Source organism: Mesohalobacter halotolerans (assembly GCF_006120725.1).
Classification (GTDB): domain Bacteria; phylum Bacteroidota; class Bacteroidia; order Flavobacteriales; family Flavobacteriaceae; genus Psychroflexus; species Psychroflexus halotolerans.
This window is the reverse complement of record NZ_SWMU01000002.1, coordinates 422,314-436,751: the sequence shown is the minus strand read 5'-3', so window position 1 is coordinate 436,751 and position 14,438 is coordinate 422,314. Positions and strand designations below refer to the sequence as shown.

Genomic DNA, 14,438 nt, shown 5'->3' with positions numbered 1-14,438 from the left:
TGATGAGTGAAAATCAAGTAAAGAAAGATCAAAAAGATATTTTCTTTGTAAGACGACCAATAGTAGCCATTGTCATCGCTATATTTATGGTAATCATAGGTGGCGTCTCTATTTTGGGATTAGCTGTTGAACAATATCCCAATATTACTCCACCAGTCGTAAGGGTTAGCACATTTTTTACAGGAGCAAATTCTACAACTGTCGAGAACTCTGTAGCCGCACCATTAGAACAGCAAATCAACGGTGTAGAGAATATGCTCTACATGAAATCTACCAATGCCAATGATGGTAGTATGAGTCTTGAAATAACCTTCGATCTGGGTACAGACCCCGATATGAATACCGTTTTTACTCAAAATAGTGTGGCAACAGCCACGCCAAAGCTTCCCGAAGCTGTAAAGCGTATAGGAGTAACCACAAAAAAATCAATGAGTAGTATTTTGATGCTTCTTTCTGTGACATCTCCAAATGGCACCTACGATAAAGATTTTCTAGGGAATTATTCCATTATTAATATCCAAGATCAATTGGCTCGAATAAAGGGCGTTGGACGTGTACAAGTCTTAGGATCTAGTAACTATTCAATGCGTATATGGGTAAAACCCGATAAATTAGCAAAACTAGACATATCTATACCTGAAATCATGAATGCCATTCGTGAGCAAAATGTGGTCTCTCCCGGTGGTCAAATTGGAGCAGAGCCGGCACCCAAAGGCACAGAATTTACCTATACTGTAAGACTGCCTGATCAACTTGTTGATGAGAGCGAATTTGAAAATATAGTGATACGTACAAGACCTGATGGGAGCCAGCTTTTGATGAAAGACATCGCCGAAATAAAATTAGGTACTGAAAATTATAATTCTCAATCACGAACTAACGGTAAAGATGCTGCAGCAATTGCAATATACCAATCGCCTGGTACAAATGCAGTTACCCTTGCAGAAGAAGTTATATCTGCTATGGATAATATGGCAGAAAGTTTCCCTGAAGATATTACCTATGATGTTTCATTAGATGCTACAGAACCCATCATGGCTGGTATTCATGAAATTATAGAAACACTTATCATAGCTTTAATTTTGGTAATTCTGGTTGTATTTCTATTTATTCAAGATTGGCGAGCCACTTTGATACCCACTTTGGCTATCCCTGTGTCGCTGATTGCAACATTTATGTTTTTCCCAATTCTAGATTTTACAGTCAATTCCTTGTCCCTACTTGGGTTGGTACTGGCCATAGGTATTGTGGTAGATGACGCCATTGTAGTTGTGGAAGCCGTTCAGGTTAACATTGAAAAAGGCATGAACCCAAAAACGGCAACTACTGCAGCGATGAAAGAAGTTAGTGGTCCTATCATCGCTACAACCCTTGTGATGATCGCAGTTTTTGTACCTGTGGCAGCTATGGCTGGAATTACCGGAAGTCTATATCAACAGTTTGCTATTACTATTGCAGTATCTGTGGTATTTTCATCGATTAATGCGTTAACTTTAAGTCCGGCATTGTGCGCTCTAATCATGAAAAAGCCAACCGAATCAAAAGGGGCGCTTGCTAAATTTTTTAACAAATTCAATAAAGTTTTTGACCGAGGAACACGAAAATACGGTAAAGCTACAGCTGCAATTTCGGGAAAACTAAAACGTGGTGTAGTTTATTTATTTATAACTGTTATAGCTTCAGGTATATTTGGTTTTCTGGTGCCTGGTGGGTTTTTACCAGAAGAAGATCAAGGCTACTACTTTGTAAATGTGCAATTACCTAACGCTGCTTCATTGCAAAGAACAGATGCCGTAGTCCAAGATATTGAAGACCTGCTTATGGATGATGAAAATGTAGAATATGCAACAGCAATTTCAGGATACAGTTTGTTGTCAGGTGCTATGATCCCAAACAATGCTTTTATATTTGTGAAGCTGGTCAATTGGGATGAACGGGAGCTTACAGCAAATGAAGCTATTGCTAAAACTAATGCTACATTAAACAAAAAGATTTTAAGTGCTCAGGCCATGGCCTTTGGACCACCGGCTATTCCAGGTTTGGGTAACGGATCAGGGTTTAGTATCATGATTCAAGATAAAAAAGGACAGTCACCGGCATATTTGGCAGAACAAACCTATAAGTTTATTGCAGAAGCTCAAAAACGGCCAGAAGTTGCTTCAGCGTTTACAACCTTTCAAGCTAAGGTCCCTCAGCGCCGTATGATTCTCAATAAAGATAAAATATTAAAGTCAAACGTCGCTCTAGCCGATGTTTACAATACATTTGCAGCTTTTCTGGGTGGTGCCTATGTCAATGATTTTACTAAATATGGTCGGTCTTATAAAGCATACGTTCAAGCCGAACCCGAATACAGACAAAGCGAAAAAGGCTTAGAATTATTTTATGTTCAAAATAAAGATGGGGTCTCTATTCCTTTATCTACATTTGTTGATGTGGTTCCTGATTCAGGTCCGGATTATACTACAAGATTTAATTTATTAAGAGCAGCAGAAGTAACTGGACAACCGGCTTCAGGTTACAGCTCAGCTCAAACGCTTACTGCCTTAGAAGAAGTTGCCGATGAAGTTTTACCTTCAGATATGACCTACAGTTGGAATGCAATGAGTTATCAGGAAAAGAAATCTTCAGGTCAATTGTCTATTGTGTTTGCATTTTCACTCTTTTTTGTTTTTCTAATTCTGGCGGCACAGTATGAAAGTTGGAGTATGCCTTTGGCTATTCTCTTAGGAACACCTTTTGCTTTGATGGGTGCTTTTGGGTTTTTATACATTGCAAGATTGTTTAGTGAAAGTTATTTAACCAATATTTTCGCCCAAATTTCTTTGGTGATGCTAATCGCTATGGCGGCCAAAAATGCAATATTGATTGTAGAATTTGCAAAAATAAAATTTGATGAAGGTTTAAGTCTATTTGATGCTGCGGTAGAAGCTGCGATTTTACGTTTTAGACCAATTTTAATGACCACTTTTGCCTTTATTTTAGGAGTTTTACCACTCTTATTGGCTAGTGGAGCCGGAGCAGAAGCCAGAAAAGTTATGGGTGTGGCTTTACTTGGAGGAATGGGCGTTGCAACAGCTATTGGCGTACTGATGTATCCCATGTTATTTGTGTTGATCGGCAAATTAGCGGGGTATGAAAAAAACAGAAATCTTCAACCTAAAAACGATAAGCATGCAAAATAGGTTTATATTAATCGTTTTATGTAGTACACTTTTGATAGGTTGTAAAGCTGGCAAAAATTATAAAGGTGCAGAAGTTAATGTTCCAGACCGTTTCTATTTTGATCAGCAAACAGATGCTCCTGTTGATACTTTAATTAATACATTCGATCTATCAAAAGACAGTATTTCTGGTTTAGAATTTTTCAGTCTCTTTAAAGACCCGGTTTTGGATAGCTTAATTCAAAAATCAATTGAATTTAATCAAGATTTGAATATTGCAGCAGAAACCATCATCCAGGCCCAAGATGGAATCGTCGTTCAACGATCTGCAATGCTTCCAAACTTTGGGGTTGAAGGTCGAGCAACTAGAGGAAATTTTCAGGGATTTCAACTTCCGAGTACGCAAAATACATTTTCTGCTGTAGCTTTTGCTAATTGGGAAATTGACTTTTGGGGTAAATTCAGAAGACTGAATGAAGCGGCTAGAGCAAGATTACTTCAAAGTGAAGAGGCTTTCCGGGCAACAAAACTTAGCCTCGTCACTTCAGTAGCGACAAATTACTTTTTACTGTTAGATTATAAAAAACGACTTGAGATTTCAGAACGCAATTTAGCTCTTAGAGATAGTGTACTTAACATTATAAAACAACGATTTGACAAAGGTATAGTTGCGGAAATTGATGTGAATCAAGCTCAGATTAAACGGGCTGTAGCTGCCGAAGCAATTCCGGTATGGAAAAGACTAATTGCACAAACCGAACATCAATTGAGTTTATTGGCTGGTGCAAATCCCAGTAGGATTGTTACTGAAAGCAAACTTTTAGAAATTGATACAACTTTTACTATTCCTGTTGGTTTGCCAAGTGAATTACTCCTAAGACGACCAGATGTGATGGCTGCTGAACAAAATCTAATAGCTCAAAATGCCATCACAGGTTCAACTAAAGCCAATCTTTTTCCCAATATTAGTTTAACGGGTTTAGTAGGTGGCGCATCAAATGAATTATCAACATTAACAGATGGGCCCTTGGCATGGAATGTGGGTGGTTCTATTCTTGGACCACTTTTTAATTTTGGTCGTTTACAAAGACAACTTGATATCGAACAAAGCAAAACACGTCAAGCGGTATTGGCCTACGAAAGAACAGTACTTAATGCCTTTAGGTCTGTAGAAGACGCCTTAGTAGAAATCAAAACCTTAAAAGAACAACTTGTAGCCAGAGAACAACGCTTAGAAGCTTCACTTAATGCTCAGTTTCTTTCTGGAGAACGCTATGATAAAGGGGTGACAAGTTATCTGGAGTTTTTAGAATCACAGCGACAAGCTTTTGAATCTGAATTGAACTATGTAGAAACCCGACAGCAACTCTTGAATGCCTACGTTAATCTCTATCGGGTTTTGGGTGGAGATTGGTAAGCTTAATAGTTTAATTGTATAGTCTTTTATTATTATATTTAGGTGTTTTAATTGTGTACACACAGTCGGTATAAATGAAGAAGGCCTCTTACAAGCGATCAAAAAAAGAAAACAAAAAAACTACAGAATCATTAGTTTCTTTAATCTATTATTTTGCTAAGGATTGGATGAAGCCCTCACCTAAACATCCACTTATACTACAGGTCCTTATTTTTATTATCAAGTTACCTGTTTTAATCTTATTTCTTGCCTTATCTCCAGTCATCTTTATTGTTTTATTTATCACACTTGTAGTCGGATTATGAAAAAAGAAACGCCAGTTATCATTTTAGTTTCGTTTTCAGGAATCCTTTTCTTGATCCATCAGTACATTCAGATGCAAACTCAATTCAATATAGCTATATTAGATAATTATTTAGACCCTTTAGTTCTTATGCCGTTAATTTTATATGCTTTAGTTTGGGAACGTAGGATACTTTTACAAAATAAAAACATAGACTTGCCCCATTCCCATATTTTGGGCTATTTTATACTAATTGTCCTCATTGGAGAATTCATTTTTCCACTGATAAGTGAAAACTTTACAACAGACTTTTGGGACATTCTAGCTTATGCATGCGGTACACTCACTTATGTCTTAATGAGAAAATTCCCCATATCTTCAAATTCAAAAAACTGAAAGTCAGGTGTTTGAATCTCAATTGAACTTTGTGTAAGCGATTAAATAGCTTACGAATGCCAACGTCAAACATTAAAGTGTTTTGGAGGTGATTGGTAGCTCTAGGCTTAGGATTAGACGCTTGTTAAAAACTAAAGTTTTGTAACATCGGTCACAATTTTGTTGATCAAAACCACTTATTTTTGCAAGATGCAAAAGTATGTCGACATATTTCTAAGCTCTTTCGAGGGTTATTTTAATTACCTCGTCCAAGAAATTACCAATCCGCAGTGGACGGGTTATTTTTACTGGCTCATTGGACTTTCACTTTTGGTGATGCTGGCAGAGGTCATTTTTCCCTGGCGAAAAAACCAGAAGTTCTTTAGAGATGGTTTTTGGTTAGATCTGTTTTATATTTTCTTCAACTTTTTCTTATTTTCATTGATTGGCTATAATGCGGTTTCCAATGTGTTTGTCAATTTATTTAATGATGGCTTGGCAGCTGTTGGTATTGAAAATCTGGTCGCGGTCAATATTGCGGAATTACCAGCATGGTCGCAGTTGCTTATCATGTTTATTATCGCTGATTTCATTCAATGGAATGTACACGTGCAATTGCATAAACGCGATTGGCTGTGGAAGTTTCATAAAGTGCACCACAGCGTTAAAGAAATGGGCTTTGCCGCACAATTTCGGTTTCATTTTATGGAGACCATCATTTATAAATCCATTCAATATCTTCCATTAGCGATGATTGGATTTGGCATTCAGGAATTCTTTTTAGTACACATGTTTGGGGTGTTTGTTGGTCATTTGAATCATGCGAATGTGGGCTGGGATTATGGTGTTTTTAAGTATATATTTAATAACCCTAAAATGCACATCTGGCATCATGCGAAGGTTTTGCCACATGAACGCAAAAAAGGCGTCAATTTTGGATTGACTTTAAGTTTATGGGATTATATCTTTGGAACCGCATATATTCCAAAAGACGGTAAGAATATTGAACTTGGTTTTGAAAAAGATGAAAATTATCCGAAAGGCTTTTGGGGGCAGGTAGTCAGACCATTCAGAGATAGATAAATTTTACTCACGCAAAGGCGCGGAGACGCAAAGTGTGTATAAAAAGACTTTATCTTGTTTTAAATCTTCTTTTTAATCTTGCTTATCCTTTCACCAAAAACTTGGTGCCTTAGCGTCTTAGCGTGAGGTTTCATTCTGATTAACTTAAAAACCTCATCGCCCTGTTCAACATGCACAAATGCACAATGACTAAGATGAACAAACTTATAATCCTTTTTGAGGTTTAAAGACTTCTGAGCATTTTCAACTTCAAAAATCCCCTGACATTCTATTTTTCCTTTTGGGCTATAGCGTGTGATTTCAAATGTGTTGTTTGGTGGTGCAGTATCTATTACAAACCAAGAACCTGCACCTTCACCGGATAACCACTGTGCATGAATTGGCAAAAATTCAGGACGTTGGGGTTCGGGTAAGGTTGGGCTTAAGTTGTTAGAATTTTGCACTGCTCTATATTTTCTTGAGTTTCAATTTCTTTATTGAATAACTTAGCTTTTCGCTGAGATTTCAAATTCTTTACAATTCCAATAGGAGTAGGACTCAAAGTCCTTGTAAAAGTGAGTTTAAGTTTAAGAAATTTTGAAGAGACGGCATTAAACAAAACACTGCGAACAAACCTTGAACAATTAGTACCGTTTAAGACAAAAGGCCCGTACTCAATAAAATCTTGATCTTGCAAATATTTACACCTCCTTAATGCCTTTTCAAAATTAATTTGAATCAAACCAGCAAAGAGCTGACCGTTACCATGACAAGACGGTTTGGATTGAATTTCGTCTATAATTTCTTGATAATTTATCAATTCTAAAGAATCTGAGAGGTCAGCTTTAGTGTAAATCTTTAAATCGTGATCCGTGACTTCATCTCTTACTCTACCATAGCCCTTAGGCGCGTGATAACGCCCAAAATCAAAATAGTGGCATTGTTTAGTTTCAGGATTGATCAATACGATGGCAGAATGCCCAACTTTATAATAATGATTCTTGCTGATTCCCAAAAATTCTGCAGGCTTATCATACCAAGCACCAGTTTGTTTACAACGGGTCTCGGGCCAGGCTAAAGCTATAGCTATACTGTTTGGCATAATGTGTTAAGGTTTAGAACGTAATCTTTATTTTCGACTAAATCTTTATAAATAAATTGTTTTTGGGTCGAGTTTATATCAATTTGCGATACACTTATCGTTTTCAATTCCTGATCTCTTTGCATCAGCATATCATTTGATTTATCATCCGTAAAACTTCCTGTATGAAAATTCAGGATATCCTCAGCATTGATTATATCATGATTATTCAAAAATTTTTGAAACCATATTTGTCGATTTTTGAGTTGTTCGTCACTGTATAAAGTTGCTGATGCCCAAATGTGATTTTGTGTTGTGTCTACAGTTTTGCAGTGCTTTTGATTTCCATCCCAAACCAAAACTTTAAAGTCCAATTGATCTGCGTGGTCAATCATTAATAACGTAAACGGTTCAACATTATTCAAATCAACTTTATGAATAAATTCGCTATTCGATTGAAAAGCAAAGCGCTCTTTTAAAACCTGTCCACGACTTCTGTCGTAAGGTAACTGACGCATATGTTTTTTGAATGCGCCATTCAACAAACAGACCGATATGTTCTGTTCTGATGAAGCAATCCAAGTGCCGCCAGCCTTTTGGTCTTTTGGGTAAACCAAATTTTGTTGATACTCTTCATAAACTTGTGGTGGAAATGTTGGACGAGTAGCTTGTTCATCTCGATTAGAAGTTAAACTAAAACCATCTTGATGCTTTATAAATGTTACTGTGCACATTGACTTTGATTTCTTAAGGTTGAAGGTGCTACGCCAAAACTTTGATCTACGAGATGTAAACAATCTAACTCTTTAAGTCCTGTTTTAACTAAAGCTTGATGATGAACACAATGCTCTAAACAAAACCCTAATTCTCTATAAAGCGACGAATGCATACAAACTTCATCATTTTCATTTGAAGTGTAGTTGGCTTTGACTTCTAGGTTTTGATTTGATAACACGGCTTTAAGTTGATTGATGATTTTGTTGATCTCCTTTAACGCAATTTCAGGCTGAGATTCAAGGTCGTGTTGACGTTCGCGTTCATCATAATTTACAATATTACTTTCAAGCCCTTTAAATAGACAAATATAAAATTCTAGAGAGTGCCTAATGTGCTGTCCAATACTAGAATTAAATAAAGTACGACAAGAATGCCGATATTCAGCTTCTGAAATATTTTGGGTTAAGTCTTTGATTTGTTTGAGGTTATCAATACAGTTTTCTACCATAGTTTAATTTATCTTAACAAAAATATAATAATATGTTTATTATTCAATAAATATAGGACTTAACCTCAAAACAACGCTCTAGAAAATTTGTCGATTAAACTCAAAAGAGTTTACAATTTATTTATATTAGTTGCACAATTCACAAATTTAATTACGATGAAAACATGCTACTCCATAGTGTTTTTGGTCTTGTTAATCTCATGTCAAAAGCCAAAAACTGTAGATTTAGTAATATATAATGCAAAAATTTATACTGTTGATAGCTTTTTTTCTGTTCAAGAAGCCATGGCTATTAAAGACGGTAAGATTTTAGATGTGAATTCTACAGAACACATACTAAATCGTTACCAAGCCGACAACATGCATGATTTAAAAAATAAGTATATTTATCCCGGTATCAACGATGCGCATGCGCACTTATACGGTTTAGGTCAAAACCTAAGAGGTGTAGACTTGAAAGGCACAAATAGTTTTAAAGAAATAGTGCATCGTATTGTCGATTATAAAGAGAAGTTTAATTCTGAATTTATACTAGGTCGTGGCTGGGATCAGAACGATTGGAAAGTTAAGGAATTTCCAACTAAAGATACTTTAGACATGTTATTTCCAAACACACCAATAGTATTGACTAGAATTGATGGGCATGCCATGTTAGTCAACCAAAAGGTGCTTGATTTGGCTGGTATCGATGACAATACAAAGGCTGAAGGTGGTGCGATTTTAAAGAAAAATGGTCAACTTACCGGAGTACTAGTCGATAACCCTATGGAAATGGTAGAAGGAGTCGTTCCACCTTTAGACAAAGCGGAAATAAAAAAAGCATTGACCAAGGCTGAGGCTATCGCTATACAAAATGGTTTAACCAGTTTAACCGATGCGGGTTTATCTAAAAAAGTAATTTTGACCATCAAGGAAATGCACCAAAACAACGAATTGAAAATTCGTATCAACGCCATGGTCAGCAATACCCAGGAAGACATAGATTACTTTCTCAATAAAGGTGTTATAAAAACACCACGTTTGCGTGTTGGTTCAATAAAAGTTTATGCCGATGGCGCATTAGGTTCACGAGGCGCTGCTTTAAAAGCACCATACACAGACCAGGCAAACCACTATGGAGCTATGGTTATAGGTTTAGATGAATTTGATAGTTTGGCTCATGAAATAGTCAAATCAGAATATCAAATGAATACCCATGCTATTGGTGATTCTGCTAATGCAGTGGTTTTAAGAACGTATCAAAAATATTTAAATGACAAATCCAATAGACGCTGGCGGGTAGAACACGCACAAGTTTTAGATCCATCTGAATATGTCTGTTTTTCTAAAAATATCCTGCCATCAGTGCAGCCAACGCACGCTACCAGCGATATGTATTGGGCGGAAGATAGGCTAGGAGAGAAGCGTGTAAAACATGCTTATGCCTACAAACGACTGCTTGAAGAAGCTGAAATATTACCTCTGGGCACTGATTTTCCGGTAGAAAAAGTTAATCCGATGTTGACCTTTTATGCAGCTGTTAGTAGACAAGATGCTGAGGGATATCCAGATGAAGGTTTTCAACCTCAAAATGCATTGACGCGCAAAGAAGCCTTAAAAGGCATGACCATCTGGGCCGCTTATGCGGCTTTCGAAGAAAATGAAAAAGGCAGTCTTGAACCTGGAAAGTATGCAGATTTTATTATTTTGAATGAAGATTTGATGACTATTGATATAAAAAAAGTTCCTGATTTAAACGTCCAAAAGACTTATATCAACGGGGAGTTGGAATATGAAAAATAAATAGTAAAACCTTAGCGCCTTAGCGAGAGACAAAAATAAATGAAAATCCTAACGCCTTCACAACTTCATAAAGCCGATCAATATACGATTGAGCATCAGAAAATATCATCTTGGGAGTTGATGGAACGCGCTTCATTAGCAGCAGTTGAGAAAATTAAAGCTATTTTAAAAGCTCCAAAACCTGTTACTGTCCTTGCCGGAAGTGGTAACAATGGCGGTGATGGTTTAGCCATTGCTTTTCATCTTGATCAACTTGGTTATGAGGTTGAAGTTTTGGTTTTAAAGTATACGACTGAATATTCAAAGGATTGCAAAATAAATTTTGACCGGCTTCAGGCTAAAACTGAAATTAAAGTTGAAGAATTTACGGAAGATTCAAACATTGAAAGTTTGAATTTTAAACCGGTAATTATAGATGCCGTATTTGGTATCGGATTAAATCGTGCTTTACCTGAATTCGTAGAAAAGGTCATCAAAAAAGCCAACCATGCTCAGGCACTTCGAATAGCTATAGATGTTCCCAGTGGCTTGTTTTTAAGTAAGTTGACGCCACCACAGAGCATTGTTTTTGAAGCTGACTATACCTTAACTTTTCAATGTCCAAAATTAAACTTTTTCTTACCCGATTATGGAAATGCCTTGGGCAAGATTCAAGTGATTGATATTGGTTTAGATAAGAGTTTTATTAATAAACTTGATTCTGATTTTGAGTTTGTCAATAAAAAGTATATTGATGGCTTCTATAAAGTACGCCATAGATTTTCTCACAAAGGCGATTACGGACATTTACTTGTAGCTGGCGGTCAATATGGGATAATGGGAAGTGTAAGTTTAACGGCAAAAGCAGCACTTAAATCAGGTGTTGGAAAGGTGACTGTTTTGAGTCCTCAATGTGGTGTTGAAATATTACAACACTCCGTACCAGAAGCTATGGTGATACCTTCAGATGATATAGAACAAGTAAGCCCAAAACATCTGAATTTTAAACCCTCAAACATTTGTATTGGCATGGGTTTAGGTCAAAGCAAGCTGGCCGTAAAATCGTTAACATATTTTATACGTCTATCTAAACAGCCAATACTTATTGATGCAGATGGCCTCAATATTTTATCGAAAAATAAAAATTTGTTCGAAGATTTACCTGATCAAAGTATTTTAACCCCTCATCAAGGGGAACTTAAGCGATTAATAGGCGAGTGGGGCGATCAGTACGATAAACTTGACAAAATGAAGAAGTTTTCTCGTCAATACAATATCATTTTGGTTTCAAAGGATGCTTACACATTTACAGTCTATGATGATCAAGTCTACATAAATTCTACAGGAAATTCTGGTCTAGCCACCGCCGGGAGTGGAGATGCTTTAGCGGGTATTATTTCAAGTTTTTTATGTCAAAACTATTCACCTCTTGAGTCCTCAATTTTAGGGGTCTACATACATGGAAAAGCAGCAGATTTTTACACTACTTCAAACAGTGAATTATCACTCACGGCTTCAGATGTTATAAACTGTTTAGGAAAAACATTATAAATCAAACCCCAAAAGCTAGGAATATTCTAGAAAAGATGCTAAAGCACTCTACAATACTTTAGCATCCTTTACTTTTTGGTTGGTAATAGCAATATCCAAAACTTCTGACATGTCTTCAACGTAATGAAAACGAAGTCCTTTGAGGTATTCTTCTTTTATCTCGTCGATGTCACGCTTGTTTTCATGACATAAAATGATGTCTTTAATTTTAGCACGTTTAGCCGCTAATATTTTTTCTTTGATGCCACCTACGGGAAGTACTTTACCTCTCAATGTAATTTCCCCGGTCATGGCTAATTTTTGCTTTACCTTTCGTTGTGTGAATAATGAAACCAAACTGGTGAGCATCGTTATTCCTGCACTTGGACCATCTTTGGGTGTTGCGCCTTCTGGTACGTGAATATGAACATTATACTTGTCGAAAATTTCGGAGTTGATGCCAAATTTTTCTGCATGAGACTTTATGTATTCCATCGCAATGGTTGCAGATTCTTTCATCACTTTACCTAAATTCCCCGTAATGTTTAACTGACCTTTACCTTTAGATACTGTAGATTCAATGAATAAAATATCTCCGCCAACTGAAGTCCAGGCTAATCCGGTAACGACTCCAGCAACCTGATTGTTTTCATAAACGTTGGCTTTGAGCTTTGGTGCGCCCAAGATTTCAATAACATCTTCACTTTTTAGTAAAGGTGTAAACTCTTCTTCCAAAGCAATTTTTTTAGCCACGCCACGGATGACTTTAGCGATTTGCTTTTCTAATCCACGAACACCAGATTCTCGGGTGTAACCTTCAATGATGCTTTGAATTTCTTTTTTATGTAATTTGACATCTTTTTTTGTTAAACCGTGTTCTTCAATTTGTTTTGGGATGAGATGCCTTTTGGCAATTTGAATTTTTTCTTCTACTGTATAACCGTTTACACTTATAATTTCCATACGGTCTCTAAGTGCTGGTTGAATGCTTGATAAATTATTTGCGGTAGCAATAAACATGACTTTAGACAAGTCATATCCCATTTCTAAAAAGTTGTCGTAAAACGAATTATTCTGCTCAGGGTCTAAAACTTCTAAAAGGGCAGAAGAAGGGTCACCTTGATGTCCTTGCGCCAACTTATCAATTTCGTCTAAAACAAACACCGGATTTGAGGTGCCGGCTTTCTTGATGTTTTGTACAATACGTCCCGGCATCGCTCCAATATAGGTTTTTCGGTGTCCTCTAATTTCTGCTTCATCTCGCAAACCTCCTAAAGACACTCTGACATATTCTCTACCTATGGCTTCAGCAATAGACTTGCCTAAAGACGTTTTTCCAACTCCAGGAGGTCCATAAAGACATAAAATAGGCGATTTCATGTCATTTCTCAGTTTAAGGACTGCGAGATATTCTATAATTCTTCTTTTAACGTCTTCTAAACCGTAATGGTCTCTGTCTAAAACTTTTTGTGCTTTTTTAAGATCAAATTTGTCTTTGCTAAATTTTTGCCACGGCAAATCTAAAAATAACTCTAAGTAATTTCTTTGAATAGAATGCTCAGGAACTTGAGGATTCATCCTTTGCAGCTTAGCCAATTCCTTTTGAAAATGCTCATCAACATCTTTTGACCATTTTTTGGTCTTCGCTTTTTTTCGCATCTCTTCTATCTCATTTTCTTGAGAGACGCCACCTAGTTCTTCCTGAATGGTTTTCATTTGCTGGTGAAGGAAGTATTCTTTTTGCTGTTGACTGATATCGCTTTGTACCCGCGATTGAATATCATTTCTAAGTTCAAGTTTTTGATATTCCAAATTCATGTGCCTTAATGTTGCTAATGCACGCTCTTTAAGGTTAGATATTTCTAATAATTTCTGCTTCTCTTTGACTTCCAAACTCATATTTGATGAAATAAAATTGATCAAAAATGATGAGCTTTCTATGTTTTTTACAGCAAAAGAAGCTTCTGAAGGGATGTTTGGGCTTTCTTTTATTATTTTTAAAGCCAAAGCTTTAAGTTCTTCAATGATTGTTGAAAATTCTTCGGTCATGACATCATTGACGTCTTCTGAAAATTCAGAAACCGTACATTTGATATAGGGTTTATCGGTAATAGATTGTTCGGCTTTAAAGCGCTTTTTACCTTGTATTATTACCGTCGTATTTCCGTCTGGCATTTTTAAAACGCGTAAAATTTTGGCGACAACACCAATTTTATTGATATCATTAAAACCAGGATCTTCGTCTTCTTCATTTTTCTGAGACACAACGCCAATCACCTTTTTTGAATTATTGGCGTCGTTAATCAATTTAATAGACTTATCTCTGCCAGCAGTAATAGGAATTACGACGCCCGGAAAAAGCACTGTATTTTTTAAGGGTAATACAGATAGTTCTTCCGGTAATACTTCTGAGTTGATCTCTTCTTCGTCTTCTGTTGTCATTAAAGGAATTAATTCTGCATCTTCATCAAATTCTTGTGATGACAAATTGTCAAGATTTAATATTTTTGAATTGCTCATAGTTATTTTTTAGTCATGAT

The 14,438-nt window shown here is 36.4% G+C and carries 11 protein-coding genes; 6 read left to right on the top strand and 5 right to left on the bottom strand.

Annotated elements, in window-relative coordinates:
• Positions 1-2: 2 nt before the first annotated feature.
• From FCN74_RS06565 to FCN74_RS06550, 4 genes are all read left to right on the top strand, one after another.
• Positions 3-3,185 carry an efflux RND transporter permease subunit gene (locus FCN74_RS06565; RefSeq protein ID WP_138931789.1) on the top strand — a complete coding sequence of 1,061 codons (3,183 nt, stop codon included), beginning with the start codon at positions 3-5 and terminating at the stop codon, positions 3,183-3,185.
• A complete protein-coding gene (locus tag FCN74_RS06560; RefSeq protein WP_138931788.1) occupies positions 3,136-4,581 on the top strand; it encodes an efflux transporter outer membrane subunit in 1,446 nt (481 codons plus the stop codon). The genes FCN74_RS06565 and FCN74_RS06560 overlap by 50 nt, the downstream gene beginning before the upstream one ends.
• Positions 4,582-4,882: 301 nt before the next feature.
• Positions 4,883-5,260, top strand: coding sequence for a hypothetical protein (locus FCN74_RS06555; protein WP_138931787.1), 378 nt, complete (start codon positions 4,883-4,885; stop codon positions 5,258-5,260).
• 189 nt (positions 5,261-5,449) lie between these two features.
• Entirely contained in the window at positions 5,450-6,322 is an 873-nt protein-coding gene (locus tag FCN74_RS06550) for a sterol desaturase family protein (protein ID WP_138931786.1), read from the top strand.
• A gap of 59 nt (positions 6,323-6,381) precedes the next feature.
• Here FCN74_RS06550 and FCN74_RS06545 read toward each other — a convergent pair whose 3' ends face one another.
• From FCN74_RS06545 to FCN74_RS06530, 4 genes are read right to left on the bottom strand one after another with little or no spacing between them, the layout of a single operon-like run.
• Positions 6,382-6,765, bottom strand: a complete 384-nt coding sequence (locus FCN74_RS06545) for a DUF6695 family protein (RefSeq protein ID WP_138931785.1) — start codon at positions 6,763-6,765, stop codon at positions 6,382-6,384.
• Positions 6,744-7,403: a DUF6695 family protein gene (locus tag FCN74_RS06540; RefSeq protein ID WP_138931784.1), complete on the bottom strand. Its 660-nt coding sequence runs from the start codon at positions 7,401-7,403 to the stop codon at positions 6,744-6,746. Before FCN74_RS06540 ends, FCN74_RS06545 begins: the two co-directional genes overlap by 22 nt.
• Positions 7,388-8,116 carry an NRDE family protein gene (locus tag FCN74_RS06535; protein ID WP_138931783.1) on the bottom strand — a complete coding sequence of 243 codons (729 nt, stop codon included), beginning with the start codon at positions 8,114-8,116 and terminating at the stop codon, positions 7,388-7,390. The genes FCN74_RS06540 and FCN74_RS06535 overlap by 16 nt, the downstream gene beginning before the upstream one ends.
• A complete protein-coding gene (locus tag FCN74_RS06530; protein WP_138931782.1) occupies positions 8,104-8,607 on the bottom strand; it encodes a DinB family protein in 504 nt (167 codons plus the stop codon). Before FCN74_RS06530 ends, FCN74_RS06535 begins: the two co-directional genes overlap by 13 nt.
• 156 nt (positions 8,608-8,763) lie before the next feature.
• Between FCN74_RS06530 and FCN74_RS06525 the strand changes: the two genes are divergently transcribed.
• Entirely contained in the window at positions 8,764-10,389 is a 1,626-nt protein-coding gene (locus tag FCN74_RS06525; protein WP_138931781.1) for an amidohydrolase, read from the top strand.
• A gap of 39 nt (positions 10,390-10,428) precedes the next feature.
• Complete coding sequence (locus FCN74_RS06520; protein WP_138931780.1) at positions 10,429-11,919, top strand: NAD(P)H-hydrate dehydratase; 1,491 nt, start codon at positions 10,429-10,431, stop codon at positions 11,917-11,919.
• Between the two features lie 48 nt (positions 11,920-11,967).
• Here the strand turns inward: FCN74_RS06520 and lon are convergent, their stop codons facing one another.
• Complete coding sequence (gene lon / locus FCN74_RS06515) at positions 11,968-14,418, bottom strand: endopeptidase La (protein ID WP_138931779.1); 2,451 nt, start codon at positions 14,416-14,418, stop codon at positions 11,968-11,970.
• Positions 14,419-14,438 lie beyond the last annotated feature (20 nt).